This is a genomic window from Leclercia sp. J807, from assembly GCF_009734465.1.
Taxonomy (GTDB): Bacteria; Pseudomonadota; Gammaproteobacteria; order Enterobacterales; family Enterobacteriaceae; genus Enterobacter.
Genome location: NZ_CP046446.1, coordinates 1,142,286 through 1,156,655, shown reverse-complemented (window position 1 = coordinate 1,156,655; position 14,370 = coordinate 1,142,286). Strand labels below are relative to the sequence as shown.

The 14,370-nt window shown below is 53.9% G+C and carries 8 protein-coding genes and 1 CRISPR repeat array; of the genes, 2 read left to right on the top strand and 6 right to left on the bottom strand.

The window, feature by feature from the left end:
* Window positions 1-26 precede the first annotated feature (26 nt).
* The gene (locus tag GNG26_RS05335) at window positions 27-1,445 is read left to right on the top strand and encodes an L-fucose/L-arabinose isomerase family protein (protein ID WP_156237990.1); all 1,419 of its coding nucleotides are present in this window, start codon (window positions 27-29) and stop codon (window positions 1,443-1,445) included.
* A gap of 14 nt (window positions 1,446-1,459) precedes the next feature.
* Complete coding sequence (locus GNG26_RS05330) at window positions 1,460-2,959, top strand: FGGY family carbohydrate kinase (protein WP_156237989.1); 1,500 nt, start codon at window positions 1,460-1,462, stop codon at window positions 2,957-2,959.
* A 123-nt stretch (window positions 2,960-3,082) separates the two neighbouring features.
* A CRISPR array of direct repeats spans window positions 3,083-5,691; the repeat unit is 26 nt; unit sequence TTTCTAAGCTGCCTGTACGGCAGTGA.
* A 131-nt stretch (window positions 5,692-5,822) separates the two neighbouring features.
* Here the strand turns inward: GNG26_RS05330 and cas6f are convergent.
* The 6 genes from cas6f to cas1f form a co-directional block, all read right to left on the bottom strand.
* Window positions 5,823-6,377: a type I-F CRISPR-associated endoribonuclease Cas6/Csy4 gene (gene cas6f / locus GNG26_RS05325; protein WP_156237988.1), complete on the bottom strand. Its 555-nt coding sequence runs from the start codon at window positions 6,375-6,377 to the stop codon at window positions 5,823-5,825.
* Window positions 6,378-6,387: 10 nt separating this feature from the next.
* Window positions 6,388-7,383, bottom strand: a complete 996-nt coding sequence (gene csy3 / locus GNG26_RS05320) for a type I-F CRISPR-associated protein Csy3 (protein ID WP_156237987.1) — start codon at window positions 7,381-7,383, stop codon at window positions 6,388-6,390.
* 11 nt (window positions 7,384-7,394) lie between these two features.
* Window positions 7,395-8,321: a type I-F CRISPR-associated protein Csy2 gene (gene csy2 / locus GNG26_RS05315; RefSeq protein ID WP_156237986.1), complete on the bottom strand. Its 927-nt coding sequence runs from the start codon at window positions 8,319-8,321 to the stop codon at window positions 7,395-7,397.
* The gene (gene csy1, locus GNG26_RS05310; RefSeq protein WP_156237985.1) at window positions 8,314-9,624 is read right to left on the bottom strand and encodes a type I-F CRISPR-associated protein Csy1; all 1,311 of its coding nucleotides are present in this window, start codon (window positions 9,622-9,624) and stop codon (window positions 8,314-8,316) included. Before csy1 ends, csy2 begins: the two co-directional genes overlap by 8 nt.
* Before the next feature lie 397 nt (window positions 9,625-10,021).
* On the bottom strand, window positions 10,022-13,285 hold the full coding sequence (gene cas3f / locus GNG26_RS05305; protein ID WP_156237984.1) for a type I-F CRISPR-associated helicase Cas3f: 3,264 nt from the start codon (window positions 13,283-13,285) through the stop codon (window positions 10,022-10,024).
* A complete protein-coding gene (gene cas1f, locus GNG26_RS05300) occupies window positions 13,282-14,253 on the bottom strand; it encodes a type I-F CRISPR-associated endonuclease Cas1f (protein WP_156237983.1) in 972 nt (323 codons plus the stop codon). The genes cas3f and cas1f overlap by 4 nt, the downstream gene beginning before the upstream one ends.
* Window positions 14,254-14,370: the final 117 nt, after the last annotated feature.

Below are 14,370 nucleotides of genomic sequence, written 5' to 3'. Positions count from 1 at the left end.
ACAACATCTTACTGGAGAGAAAAGCAATGTCCCGAATTCCTCAACAACTGACAATGGGCGTGGTCATCGGCAACCGGGGGTTCTTCCCAAGCTATCTGGTGGCGGAAGCGCGCGAGCAGGCGATCGCCCTCTTTGGCCGTCTGGGTATCAACACCATTATGCTCGATCCCAGCCAGACCGAACTCGGCGGCGTGGAGACCCGTCAGGATGCGAAAGCCTGCGCCGAACTGTTTCGCGCCCACCGCGACAGCATTCACGGCGTGGTGGTGCTGCTGCCTAACTTTGGCGATGAAAAAGCCATCGCCGAGACCCTGCGTCTCTCCGGCCTGAACGTGCCGGTGCTGGTGCAGGCCGAGGAGGACAACCTCGATAAAATGGGGCTGGCAACCCGCCGCGACAGCTTCTGCGGCAAAATCTCCCTGTGCAACAACCTGCGTCAGTACGGCATTCCTTTCACCCTTACCACGCAGCACGTCTGCGCCCTCAACGGGGAGGTGTTTGAGCAGGATCTAAAGCGTTTCGAGCAGGTCTGCCGCGTGGTAAGCAGCATGCGCGGCGTGCGCGTGGGGGCCATTGGTGCGCGTCCGGCGGGCTTTAACACCGTACGCTACAGCGAAAAATTGCTGGAGAGACTGGGCATCGCCGTGGAGACGCTCGATCTGTCCGAAGTCTTTACCCGGATCAAAACCCTACGCGACGATGACATCCGCGTGGATGAAAAACGGCGGATCCTGATCGACAACGCCGACGCCAGCCGCATTCCGGCCGACAAGCTGGTGACCATGGCGAAGCTGTTTGTGGTCATCAGCGAGTGGGTGGCCGCCAACGATATCGACACCACCGCCATCCAGTGCTGGACTTCGCTGCAGGAGAACCTGGGCATTAACGTCTGCTCGATCATGAGCGTCATGTCCGGCCAGCTGATGCCGAGCGCCTGCGAGGTGGACGTGATGGGGGCACTCTCCATGTACGCCCTGGCCAGCAGCAATATGAACCCGGCCTCCATTGCCGACTGGAACAACAACTTCGGCGACGAGCGCGACAAGTGCGTGCTGTTCCACTGCGGCAACTTTGCTGCCGAAAGCCTGGAATCCCCACACATGGGCACCGCCGACATCATCGGCACCACGGTCGGGAAAGAGAACACCTGCGGCGCGGTGCATGGTCGCCTGAAAAGTGGCCCGCTGACCTACTTCCGCCTGAGCACCGACGATCTGACCGGGGAAATTAAAGCCTACGTGGGCCAGGGCCAGTCGGTGGACGATCCGCTCGACACGGTGGGCTGCCGGGCGGTGATCCAGGTGCCACATCTGGAGAACCTGCTGAACTGGATCTGCCGCAACGGCTTTGAGCATCACGTGGCGATGAACCACTCCGCCAGCGCGGAGATCCTGCATGAAGCCTTTACCCGCTACCTCGGCGTCTCAACTTACCTTCATCGTTAAGGCTGGAGGCCGCTATGTCGGTGAACAAGGACATTATCATCGCCCTCGACGAGGGCACCACCAATGCCAAAGCGGTGGCGCTGGATGCCAGCGGGCATGTGGTGGCGAGCTTCTCCCGGGCGCTGGCGATCCAGACGCCCCACGAAGGCTGGGTTGAACAATCCGCCAACCTGCTGGTGGAGGCCTCTCTGGAGGTGGTGGCCCGCGCATTGGCCACCGTCGGGGTAGAGAGAGTGGCGGCGCTGGCGATCAGCAATCAACGTGAAACCGTGGTGGGCTGGGAGCGGGCAACGGGCAAACCTATTGCCCCGGCGCTGAGCTGGCAATGTTCCCGCACCGCGGCCTTTTGCCACCAGCTGCGTGAGCAGGGCCATGGCCCGGAGATTAGAGCGGCCACGGGCCTGCCCATCGCGCCGCTGTTTTCTGCCTCCAAAATGCGCTGGCTGCTGGAGAATACCCCCGACGGCGCAGCGCGTGCCGCCCGGGGTGAGATCTGCCTCGGCACCGTTGACAGCTGGCTGCTGTGGAACCTGACCCAGGGGCAGGCGTTTAGCTGCGACTACGCCAACGCCGCCCGTACTCAGCTGATGAACCTGCACAGCGCCGACTGGGACCCGCAGATGCTGGCGCTGTTTGGCATCCCCCGCGCGGCGCTGCCGGAGATTAAACCCTCCAGCGGTCTGTTTGGTTACACCCGCGGCGGCCCCTCCATTCCGGACAGACTGCCTGTAATGGCGATGATCGGTGACTCTCACGCCGCGCTCTTTGCCCACGGTCTGGGTGCCGAAGGCTGCGTGAAGGCGACCTACGGCACCGGCTCGTCGGTGATGGCGCCGGTGGCCTCCGCCCGCAGCGAGGTGAGCGCACTGGCCACCACCGTGGCCTGGCACGACGGCGAGACGCTGGTCTACGGGCTGGAGGGGAATATCCCCCATACCGGCGACGCGGTGGCGTGGATGGCGGACAGCACCGGGCTAAGCGAGCTGTCGCAGGCGGAGCTTATCCATGAGCTTAACACTCTCCCCCGCTCGGTAGACTCCACGCTCGGCGTCTACTTTGTGCCGGCGCTGACCGGCCTTGGCGCGCCCTGGTGGAATGAGAATGCCCGCGGGATGATCCACGGCCTGAGCCGCGGCGTGAAGCGGGCGCACCTGATCCGCGCGGCGCTGGAGTCGATCGCCTATCAGATTGCCGACGTGGTGCAGGCGATGCGTGCCCATCCGGGCTTTGCCCTGAATGCGCTGATGGTTGACGGCGGGCCGACAAAAAACGACTGGCTGATGCAGTACCAGGCGGACCTGCTCGGCTGCCCGGTGATGCGCAGCGACGTGGCGGAACTCTCAGCGATGGGGGCGGCACTGCTGGCGCGTAAGGCGCTGTTTAACCTGACCACCGCCCAGCTGCGCCAGTATCTGCCGGAGCATATCACCTTTACGCCGGATATGGCGCGCCACGCCCGGTTGCAGTCTCGTTGGCAGGCCTGGCAGCAGGCCGTTGCGCTGGTACGCCAATAAAAATGCCCCGTCCGGCTTATCACCAGACGGGGCAAAAAAACGGGTGCCTGTACCAGACCGGCACGGATTAAGCGGGGATTGATATTCGTGTACGCCAGTTATGCAAGGCTATTTGATAGCCGATTTCTGAGCTGCCTGTACGGCAGTGAACGTATTGCTTGAGCCGTAGCTCTTATGGTCCCATTTCTAAGCTGCCTGTACGGCAGTGAGCTGCACCAGCCCATGCTGCGCGGCCCATCATTCTTTCTAAGCTGCCTGTACGGCAGTGAACACGTGGGACGACGCCGACCACCTGACGCCAGATTTCTAAGCTGCCTGTACGGCAGTGAACTAACAGCACAATAACCAGCGCCCCACCCATAATTTCTAAGCTGCCTGTACGGCAGTGAACACCTGACATCCTCCCGCACAAATAGCTAATTTATTTCTAAGCTGCCTGTACGGCAGTGAACATGTGCTGACGTTCCAGCACGCGGCCATCACATTTCTAAGCTGCCTGTACGGCAGTGAACAAGAGCATTCTGGCTGTCAGGTCATCGACGTATTTCTAAGCTGCCTGTACGGCAGTGAACAACAATCAGCTGCCCCTCTCAGTGGTAGAGCATTTCTAAGCTGCCTGTACGGCAGTGAACTTAATGCTGATTTCCGGCGCAATTACGCTGCGTTTCTAAGCTGCCTGTACGGCAGTGAACGGGTTTATGTGCGTAACATACTGAATTATATATTTCTAAGCTGCCTGTACGGCAGTGAACTAGATGTGTGTGGCATGTGAAAACCTATAGCATTTCTAAGCTGCCTGTACGGCAGTGAACTCAGATGGCTGAGTTCCGGCTTGCGCTTACGTTTCTAAGCTGCCTGTACGGCAGTGAACGAAACGCCGGAAATGCCGTTGACGCTGCCGCATTTCTAAGCTGCCTGTACGGCAGTGAACTACCATCCATCCGTCCATGCCCTTACCAGTTCATTTCTAAGCTGCCTGTACGGCAGTGAATAGAAGCGGTGCGCACTAGGAAATCTTACAAACTTTCTAAGCTGCCTGTACGGCAGTGAACCGTCGCCGTCCGCCTCCGGGTCTCTCCCTTGGTTTCTAAGCTGCCTGTACGGCAGTGAACTCCAAAAGCGACTGGCACCGCTGGCGCTCGCTTTTCTAAGCTGCCTGTACGGCAGTGAACATCATGCGTAGGCCAGCCCGCCGCAAGTGCAATTTCTAAGCTGCCTGTACGGCAGTGAACTTTGGCTGGGAGGCTGGGCTTGATGGTTTGATTTTCTAAGCTGCCTGTACGGCAGTGAACGCCGCATTCGTCGGTGCCGTGCTAGAGCGTGTTTTCTAAGCTGCCTGTACGGCAGTGAACTTCGTCTGGTCCGGGCACTGGTTTTTTTATTTTTTCTAGGCTGCCTGTACGGCAGTGAACCAGGCCGGTAAGCTCTTTAGTCCGTGGCAAAATTTCTAAGCTGCCTGTACGGCAGTGATCTGTTTTTTGCGCGTTGCGGTAATGCCGCTCCATTTCTAAGCTGCCTGTACGGCAGTGATCGGTTCATTCAGGCCAAGACGCCGCCGCGCATATTTCTAAGCTGCCTGTACGGCAGTGATCGCATAGAACCACGTTCCGCACTTTACCCGCTTTTTCTAAGCTGCCTGTACGGCAGTGATCTCCCGGCGGTGGTGGATATATCCATCGTTACATTTCTAAGCTGCCTGTACGGCAGTGATCTTGTCATTGCTGATGCCGCCGAGGGCGCTATCTTTCTAAGCTGCCTGTACGGCAGTGATCGTGTGGGTGTCTGGTCTTGAGGATTTGCTTAAGTTTCTAAGCTGCCTGTACGGCAGTGATCTGAAGTGTCTGTTAACCCGCCCTTTGTTATTTTTTCTAAGCTGCCTGTACGGCAGTGATCCTCGCGCCGCGCGTCATCACGCCGACTCTCCATTTCTAAGCTGCCTGTACGGCAGTGATCGGTAAGCGGCACAGACCAGGTGTAACGCTGATTTTCTAAGCTGCCTGTACGGCAGTGATCCAGGCGCTCTTCCGTGAGCGGGCCGTTAGCCGTTTCTAAGCTGCCTGTACGGCAGTGATCAAGGGCACCTGCAGGATGTCGTAATTGCTACTGTTTCTAAGCTGCCTGTACGGCAGTGATCAAGAGGTGATGGAGGGTAGCGACTACGCCGCATTTCTAAGCTGCCTGTACGGCAGTGATCATGATCGGCATGAGCGCGGACTATCTGGCGAATTTCTAAGCTGCCTGTACGGCAGTGATCATGTCATCAGCACGAAAATACGCCGGGTACGCTTTCTAAGCTGCCTGTACGGCAGTGATCCCCTGGCGACGGGAACGCGGCCGCGATGATCGTTTCTAAGCTGCCTGTACGGCAGTGATCCCTTACAGCGCCGCTGGCGCCAAATACTTTGTTTTCTAAGCTGCCTGTACGGCAGTGATCAAAAACGCGCTGCATCGCATACAGCTGGCGCTTTTCTAAGCTGCCTGTACGGCAGTGATCACGAACGCCAGGCACTGGTGAACGTCCTGACATTTCTAAGCTGCCTGTACGGCAGTGATCTACTCCAGCCCGTCGCGGGCGATGCACATCGGTTTCTAAGCTGCCTGTACGGCAGTGATCATACGGGCTGCTAATGACTGACGGCGCATAATTTTCTAAGCTGCCTGTACGGCAGTGATCCAGACGGGAAGTCGTGGCGCAACTGCGTGAGCTTTCTAAGCTGCCTGTACGGCAGTGATCTGGAACAAAAAACCGCTATCCTTTTGTTACCTCTAAATAAAACTACTTTCTCACCGTTTAACCCTTTTTTATTGCCGTTACTATTAACTTTTAAAAATCAGTACATTAGCATATTACGAGAAAAAAGGGTCAAAACCAGGGGACTGTTGCCGTGTCACTCAGGCCATAGCTACTGAACGAACCGCTGACAGGTGCCGTTTGTAATTCACTATGACTGATAAATAACCTAAAACGCTGACCAGTAGATAAGCTTTTAAGATGTAAGAACGGTAAATGACAGCGTTTGTCTTTCCCTTCCGCTATTCGCTGCTGCGCCTGCTCCTCGGTTATCCACCCCTTACGTAACGAACGACGAACCAGACGCTCGACGCTACTCTTTACCTGCACACGGCTGACCACGCGCCAGCCGGTCACGTCTGGTATCGCCTGGATCGCCGTCGCGGTACTGTAGTCATTCAAACCTGCTCGCCACCTGCTCTCCTCGAGTTTGCTGAGCGCAGCCTGGCTACCGTGCAAGCGAATAACGCCCCCCAGTGTTTGAGCATGTTCCGGGAAGCTGACACCAATATCTCCCTTTCCATATGCCCCTAACGCCCGATGCAGTTTGGCAAACAGTGCAGCCATCAGCGTCTCCTCGGTAAACTCAGGATCGGGCAGTACACGGATTTCCTGATAGCTTTCCATCAGCGCCTCCTTATTCTGATTTTTCGCCAAATACGCCACCGCGAATGAGTACGGCCATCACATAATGCTGTTGGTCAGATGCAGGCTTATCTCCCTTCGTCACCCAGCTATCCAGCAACGTATAAAAATCCATTTTCTCTTTTGGCTGACGGCAGGCGATACCTCGGCTGGTAACAGAACCATAAGGTTCAATGGCAATTGCGCCCAGGGCATCAACCTGTGGATGCCAGGTATCAATAGTGCGCAACGCATTACCCACTTTTTGCGAGTGCAGCGCCGCCACATTGTTCACCTGATAGAGCACCTTGCTTTTTGTGCTGTTGCTGTCCAGCACCAGTTCCTGAGAAGGGAACACCTCTTGTCCTTGTCCAAGACGGACAAATGCCTCGACGTTGAGCAAAACAAAAGTATCCCCTTTCAGGCCACGCTCAATTTCATCCGCCAGTTCCTGTAGAGTGCTGTCACGCTGAGTAAAGTCCCGCAGAGAATAATCATGCGCGTTGAACGTCCAGTTTTTACTGCCTTTCACCACAACACGAATCTGTTCAGCCCCCACGCGGTTACGCCAAAGGAAGCGAGCGTTAGCGAGATTGGTCGCGTAGCGCAATGCCAGCTCACCAAAACCCTGTTCAGCGATATACCCTTCGATAACACCCTGGAGCGCATCCTGATAAATTTTGTCGTTACATACGGAAGGAACGGCCAGATTGCCGAGTACGCGCAGCGAAAACGTCATTTTTAATGTATCGGCATCCGCAGGCAGCGCGGCAACGTCAACACGCTGCAGGTTGGCTTTCTGGATCTCGGCATCCAGCTTTGCACGATCGCTTGCTAAAGCATTTTTCAAACGGTTGGAAATCGTCCCGCGGACAGCTTTTTCCTGGATTTGAACGGGCTGCCACTCGGTGCCCTCCCAGTTGCCGGAAAACAGTATTGCATCTGAATTTGCCAGTTTGCGTTCAAAGGCGAGTACAGATGCCGTTTTGATAACCGTATTTTTAGCCATTTTATAATCCCTTAATAATCAGTATCGAAATAGTCGTCGTATTCGTTGTCATCAGCCGTTTGCCCACAGCAGTAGTAACCGGTATCAGTAGTGCGGTAGCGCCAGAGCAGTTCATCAGCCGTTTGTATGCGATGAACGCCGCGCCATTCGCCAATGCCGTATGCCGCTTCGGCAAAACAAAATGGTGATTCATCATCACGCGCGTTAGCCACCTGACCCGGTTCATACAGCGGCGATATTCGCTGCCAGCCGATCATTAACGGCACCAGATAGCCGGGTTGTGGTTTTTTCAGGTATCCCCAGGTGACGTTTTCTGCAGATTCTTCGCGCGCTTCCGCTGCCATTTTCATGGCGGAGAAATCGAGCCACGCATCTATCATTTCGGCGGCTGGATTGTGCTGTTTCAGCGTTTGATAATGTTCTTCGAGCCAGGATGAGCGGTCATGTAAGGCAAAACCCGGCATCAAGCCATAAAGCTTTGTTTTGAGATTAGCGGCACTGAATACCTGCACCCTGCGTAACCCCGTAATCGAGCCGCCCGCGAGCTTTTGCGTCTGACAAAGCGTTTGCAGATACTCAGCCAAGTCACGCATCCCCTCATCGCCGTTTGCAATCTCTCCGTGGCATTCCATCAGCAGTGAAACAGTCATATGCATGCGCCCTTCTTCATTAAAGGAGGCTGTTTTCCCTTCCTTTGTGAGCGGATTGCGGGTTAAGGCAAACTGATAATCACGACCAGAAGAGTAAGCATGAACCTGATGTCGATGGCAGATGACGCCACACCCCTCCAGGCGTAATCCATGGGCCACCTGAAGTTTGCGTGACAGGGCATGTGTATATCCCAGGAAATGCGTAATGGCAGGAAAGCCCCAGGTTAACCCTGCGACAGCGTTGGCATTTTCGACTTCCAACCACGGCAAAATGATTAAATTACTCATGGCTATATCCCTTGATCGCTTTTTCCATTTCCCGCAGCCGGCGACTGAACAGCGGGGCTGTCTGCCACTCACGCCGCTCCGTTTGCCCCACGGACAGTTCAGCCTGACGAAGATGGCTGTTTAACCATTTGGCAAAATCCTCTGCTACGGCTGCCTGCCACTGGTCTTTATCGCGCTCATTGAAAAATGCCTTATCGGTTTTTGCGCGCCACGGATCGAGCCAAAGCTGTTGATGCGGTTTAAGTTCGCATTTTTCGTGGGTTGTCCAGCCAGCCCAGTCCTGACGCTGAATTTCTGCCGCCACGTTGAACAGCGTATCAATGATTTCATCGACATAGCGTTCACGTGCCCGGCGAATGCGCAGGTTATTCTCATTACCTGAATCGACAAGCAGGCTAATAAGACGACGACGAGTCCCATGGGTGGCGTATTCAAAGGGCCCCCTGGCAAACATCGACTTATAACCCAGCGGCGGTTTGGGAAGGCTTTCCCACTGTGGAGCAGAAGATGGCAGAAGCCAGACGCGCCCTCCCCGACTGCTGTTAAGTGAGGAAATATTCTGCGGCTTCGTACCGCCGAAATTCATTATTGCGGTGTTGGGAAAGATAACCAGCGGCTGCGGATACCCTCTCTTTTCACGGCGTGCTTTCCAGGCGGCTTTACTCTCGTCACTAAACCGATGGTCTACGATGCGCTGATGCATTTCCTGGGCAAGAGAGGAAGAGAACAAAGGATTCAATAAGTGATAACCCTCGCCAACAGGGAAATAGACCTGCTTAGCCAGTTTGTGGGAGGTGGGCTGCTTTGTGGTTAAAGCACGGGAAAACCCTTCCACCCATGTAGTCAGCTGTTCGTCGCTTTCCGCCAGCGCCGCCAGCGCTGAATGGTCATTGCGTTGCAGGCAGGCAAGCAGTGAATCGCCATCTGTTTCGGTTTGTAGCAGTTTGGCGACATCGAGAGCCGCGGCGTTACCCACGGCGTCGGCGGCGGGTTTTGTTAACGTAGCCGTGGAGAGGTAGCCTTCAGATGCGGTTGTTTTCGTGAAAATACTGCTACTTTTGACATCGCCATGCGTGTACTTCGCGGCATGGGTAACCAGGCTGATTTGCCCGGCGCGGCTGGCTGCATCTGTTAACCACGCCCGCGTTTCATAGCGTAATTCAAGCTCCCGACGTTCGTTTAGCAGCTCAGCCTCTTGCTCTCCAGCAGCGAGTCTTTTCACTTTTTCCTTATCAAATGCGTCGAGTTTTGTTTGCCGTCGTCCCGAAACAAAACTCTCAATAAAGATACTAAGTCCATTCATTTTTACATGTCCTTTATCTACATAATCATTTGAAATAAATGGTAAATATTGAGTTAGAAATCTGCATTCCTGATGAGAATTGCTCTACGGTGTACTGGTTTGAGATTGGTTTCACTATCAACAAGCTGAGAGCGATCAGACAAGTGCAATACTGGAACTTTTTATGATTGTTCATACCGAAAAAACCTTTTTATTATTGTGGATAAGCTAAATTTAACCAGCCAGCCAATCCAAGTCAACCTATTGGTTCTGTAATTTATAAAGCAGAGCATCATCAAATATCCTACGTTTACTTAATGATGTATGTCGCCTAAACTCCAACAACTGCCGAACAGGTAGCTTAGAAATATTGTTGCTGAAATTGCTCTTAACACTGCCGCACAGGTAGCTCGCGCCCTCAGTTGAGAGCGCGAAACACTCCCAGCAACGGATGCCACAGCCAGTCTTCGGCATCCTCATCCTTGCTGGTCCGTAAATTAATCTCTCCGAACCTTTCGCAAACCTGCGCTAACTCCAGATCGAAAGACTCTGCCAACGCCATTAATACAGCGGCGTAATCGGTGTTTATCCATGCCTTAACGCCTTCGGCCATCTCTGTCTGCTGCCAGGTGAATAATCCGGGGTCCTTCCAGCCTGCTGCGCCATCGTCTCGCGCCATAAAACGGGGCGCGTCGAATTCATCTTCCATCCGCAGAAAAAACTGCGCTTCAGGCTGTGCACGCCGAAACGGTGTACGACGCTGAATCTCACCGCTCCAGGTAACTTTTGCCCGCCACCAGTCTGCTGCTACCGAATGTGTGCGTTTTTTCCCTAACAGTTCTTCGGCAGAACGACCATGTTCCAGGGTGCTGAGGTTGTCGTAACGCTTGCCTTTAGCATGTTTAAACGTCGCCGCCACGATACGCGGCGCAGAATTAATGAACCGATATTGATCAGCTTGTAGCAGTTCGCGTACTTCGTGGCTGCTGAGCATAAAATCATGAGTTTCAAACCCAGGCCTGCAATAAGCCGGGGAATCGGCATCTGTTGAGCACAGCGCGCGAACGTTTTTATTGAGGATCAGCATATTGGCGGTAGAAGGCGCAATCTGGCGATGACGCTGGATACGTCCGGCAAACTGAATCAGCGAGCGCATAGAACTCGGCTCGATAATCCCCCAGTCGGCATCCCAGTCGCGACCGACTTCGATGACCGATGTGCCAAGCACGACGAATATATGGTGCTGCGCAACATGTTCATGTATCGCCTGGCGAATATGAGGATGTAACGGGTGTGGTTGAGTCGCAGTTCGGGTAAAAGCACCGTCGAGATGCGTTTCGATATACGAGCGGACGGCAAGCGGATGCTGACTATGGTAAACGCAATAATGGATGCAGAACCCGTCCGGAGACGGTATACGCATCAGCGCCTGCGCAGTGGCTACCAACGGGTTAATATTCGCCATTCGCACCAGCCCTAATGACACAGTTTTACCCTTTTCAGCGGGCTGATGGTGTGCAAGATGAAGTTTCAGAATTTCAGCGTGAAGTGTATCCGCAAGGCCGGATATCACTTCTGCTGGCCGCACTGAAGAGGTCGTCACATTGACAATATCAGTGATACGTAACACGGATTTGTTGGGAAGGCGCTTTGCGCGGTTTTCAGCAAATGCGCAGTGGGCATGATAGAAATCCTCCGGAGTCGTGCAGATCTTTTCCTGAGCATTGTCTTCATCAAACCATGCACAACATACCTCAAGCGGCATCCCCGGCTCGCCGCATGCCTGCTGCCAGGCTTTGCGTCCGGAACAATACGCCGTATGCAGCGCCAGAACCAAAGCCGGAGGTAACGTTGCGGATGAAAGTAAAACCCGGCTCCCCAGCATACCCGCCCAGTTAACCAGGCGACACAGTGCATGCTGGTCGGCAATATCGAAATCATCCGGTTCATCCAGCACAAGGTCACTGGTCAATAATCGCAGCATCGTTGCAATCTGCTTACCACCGCGCACACCTTCGGTTGCTGGCATCAGATGATCGATAGTGGTAACCAGCACCGGCGCATCTACGAGCTGGCGTAGTTTGGTCTCTTTTTCCAGCCACTGACGCAACGGTCCGTTATTCGGAACCCCGTCGTAATGAACATATTGATGCGACTCGAAGAATCCTTCTTCAGAAGCGCTACTTTCGTCCGGTTCGCGCGCTTTTTTCTGAAGTTCCCTTACCGCGCGGGAGCCCACCATCACCGCCAGGTCGTCTTCGCCTAACCCAAGGCGGCTGCGCAATGCTTCCCCGGTTTGCAGCGTCAGGGTGCGTAACCCCAGCGCAACAGTAAAACGACACCCTTCGTCTTCCTCTGCAAGCGCATACATGATCCGTGCATTGGCAAATGTCTTTCCGCAGCCTGTTGAGGCCATATTTATCCCGAAAAATCCCTGTTTTCGTGAAGGCTCACGCAGATTCTCTGCTACGTCCCAGGCTTTATTTTGCCAGCGGTAGCGCTCATCCTTTGCCCGCTCGCGAAATCCTTTATGCCGGGTTATAGCAGGTAGCTGACGGCGTAATGAAGGTAATGAACGGCCAAGCAGTAAGGCGTGATGGCTGACGCCTGCCGTATGCTCATCAAGTTTTTGCTTCAACTGACCGGTTTTACGATCGGTATTAGCCCAGGCACAGTAGTCAGTATCCTGCCAGGCGGTAACCGGATCACGTGAGGAGTAATGGTGATCCGCAAGCATCAGCGCCAGGCGTGCCAGATGCAGCGTAAACGCCTGATCCATTTTGCCAAATTCCGCTAAAGAGACCGCATTAGCCGCCCGTTTTGCCAGCTGTCGGGCTTTTTCTTGCCAGGTATGGCTGCGTAGCGGCAATCCTGCCGGGAAAGTCCAGGATCGCTGAAAGTCTGCCTCACTCCAGTCATTGCTTTCATGATTAAGGGCATTCCAGGCAACGTTCAGTTGATTCGTCAGCCAGGTTTCGCTGCCTGAAAGGTCGGGAGGGTTTTCACCCAGATACTGCGGTAAACGATGATGAGAAAGGATAAGCCAGGCGACGACCTGAGCCAGAGGAGGTAACGAAGTAAATGGGCTGCCAAGCCTGACCCGAGTATCTTGTTGCACTCGTTCAAGCCAGAGTAACTCATCTGTAGCAGATAATGTGCCAAGCGATGTAAGCCATTGCCTGTCAGTCTGTTCATCAACAAATGCCTGAAACAAACGTACGGAGATCCACTCGTGGCGAAACGGCTGGTAACGGTGTTTGGTTTTTTTGCCTTTTAGTCCATCCTGGAAAAGGGCACTCGCTTTACCAAAGTCATGAAACAGCCCAGCGATAGCCGCCAGCAAAGCGATTGCTTCGGTGGCAGGCCAATGAGATTCATGATGATTACGTAAAATATCGCGTGACGTGCGGTGAGTAGGAACTGTACCTTGCGCATTAAAACGCTTCAGATTGCCGACTATCCATAACAGCTCCGTCTGACCACTTTTCTTGATCCAGTGACAAGCCACCGCCGTATTTCGACGAGCTGTTTTACGCAATAATCGACGCAGCGTATTTAGTCCCTCAAGCGTAATGGCAGTTTGCCACGCGCTATCACCTTTCCGTTCGGCAAACTGGTCGAGGATCTTACAACTTTGTTCACGCGCATTTTTACTACACCGGGAAATAAGCAAAACATTCATCCGTTGTTTTGCCCGAATTCGATTGCCGTGGATTGCAGCGAAGTAATCATTACATCAAGCGCTTCAGCCTGTTGAAATCCAGTAATACAGCGTTGACGAAAAGTCTGTTCCTCTTCTCCAGCCATTGCTGCAATAAACGCCTGCGGCAATACAAGCGCGTCTTTGATTAAATCAGCAAGATCGAAAACTAAACCACCCCGACGAGTCTTACCATGCAGTACGGCCAGCCCATGTGGAATGCCTGTAACCCAGGCTGCGACAGCAGCTTGCCCATAAGCAAGATAGTTACCATGATCGAGAAACCGGTTCGCGTTGTCTGTGCCGCCGCCTCGTTTTGCGCGAGTAAATTCACCGTATTGCACGGCATTACTGGCAAGCTTATAAAGCGCTTTGGTGAGCTGTGCTTCCTGCAACATAAGCTCTGTGTGGGAAGTTGCAGCCTGAATACCTTCCTGAAAGCGGGCAAGTTTCTCTGCCAGATGAGTTAGTGGAAGCCGAAATCGCTCCTCGCGCTGCATTTTTGAACCACCCCAGTGGCGTTCAATTTGCGTCAATCGAATCGCCTGAAAACGCTTTGCCGCCTCGAGCCGCTTCTGGTCATCAAACCAGAATGATACCCAGCTTTGTAAATATTCTGTCGGACGGTATTCACTTTGTGGAGTAAGCCATGAGATATCAATATCGACCTCAGTGCCTGCGTAAAGTGGGGTGCCACCTCCGCCACAAAATCCAACCAGAACGCCTGCACGCGCAAACTCCCGCATCGCTGCCTGGGTAATAGAGGTTCCGGTCCCTAACATGACGACTGTGGTATTCGCGATGGGAATATTCCAGTAGAGAGATTCTTTCCCCTCGTCGGTGACATACTCAACCCGTCCCCCATTCACCAGCACCCTGCAATGCTGCAAGTAATAGATATTCGCTCGTTTTGAATGAAGTATGGTTTTTAAATCGGATGGCATAAGCATAATGACGTGCTTCCCTGCGCTTTAACGAACCTGGTGATAGTTAAACGCTTCCCCTCTTCATTAACCATATTTTTATTGTGATTATTTGTTTTATGTAAACCATATCGAATCCTCACC

Bases quoted from the DNA above. Each gene is read 5' to 3' on its own strand.
- csy1 (WP_156237985.1), bottom strand. From the start codon at position 9,624: ATGAATGGACTTAGTATCTTTATTGAGAGTTTTGTTTCGGGACGACGG.
- GNG26_RS05335 (WP_156237990.1), top strand. From the start codon at position 27: ATGTCCCGAATTCCTCAACAACTGACAATGGGCGTGGTCATCGGCAAC.
- cas1f (WP_156237983.1), bottom strand. From the start codon at position 14,253: ATGCTTATGCCATCCGATTTAAAAACCATACTTCATTCAAAACGAGCG.
- csy3 (WP_156237987.1), bottom strand. From the start codon at position 7,383: ATGGCTAAAAATACGGTTATCAAAACGGCATCTGTACTCGCCTTTGAA.
- cas6f (WP_156237988.1), bottom strand. From the start codon at position 6,377: ATGGAAAGCTATCAGGAAATCCGTGTACTGCCCGATCCTGAGTTTACC.
- GNG26_RS05330 (WP_156237989.1), top strand. From the start codon at position 1,460: ATGTCGGTGAACAAGGACATTATCATCGCCCTCGACGAGGGCACCACC.
- csy2 (WP_156237986.1), bottom strand. From the start codon at position 8,321: ATGAGTAATTTAATCATTTTGCCGTGGTTGGAAGTCGAAAATGCCAAC.
- cas3f (WP_156237984.1), bottom strand. From the start codon at position 13,285: ATGAATGTTTTGCTTATTTCCCGGTGTAGTAAAAATGCGCGTGAACAA.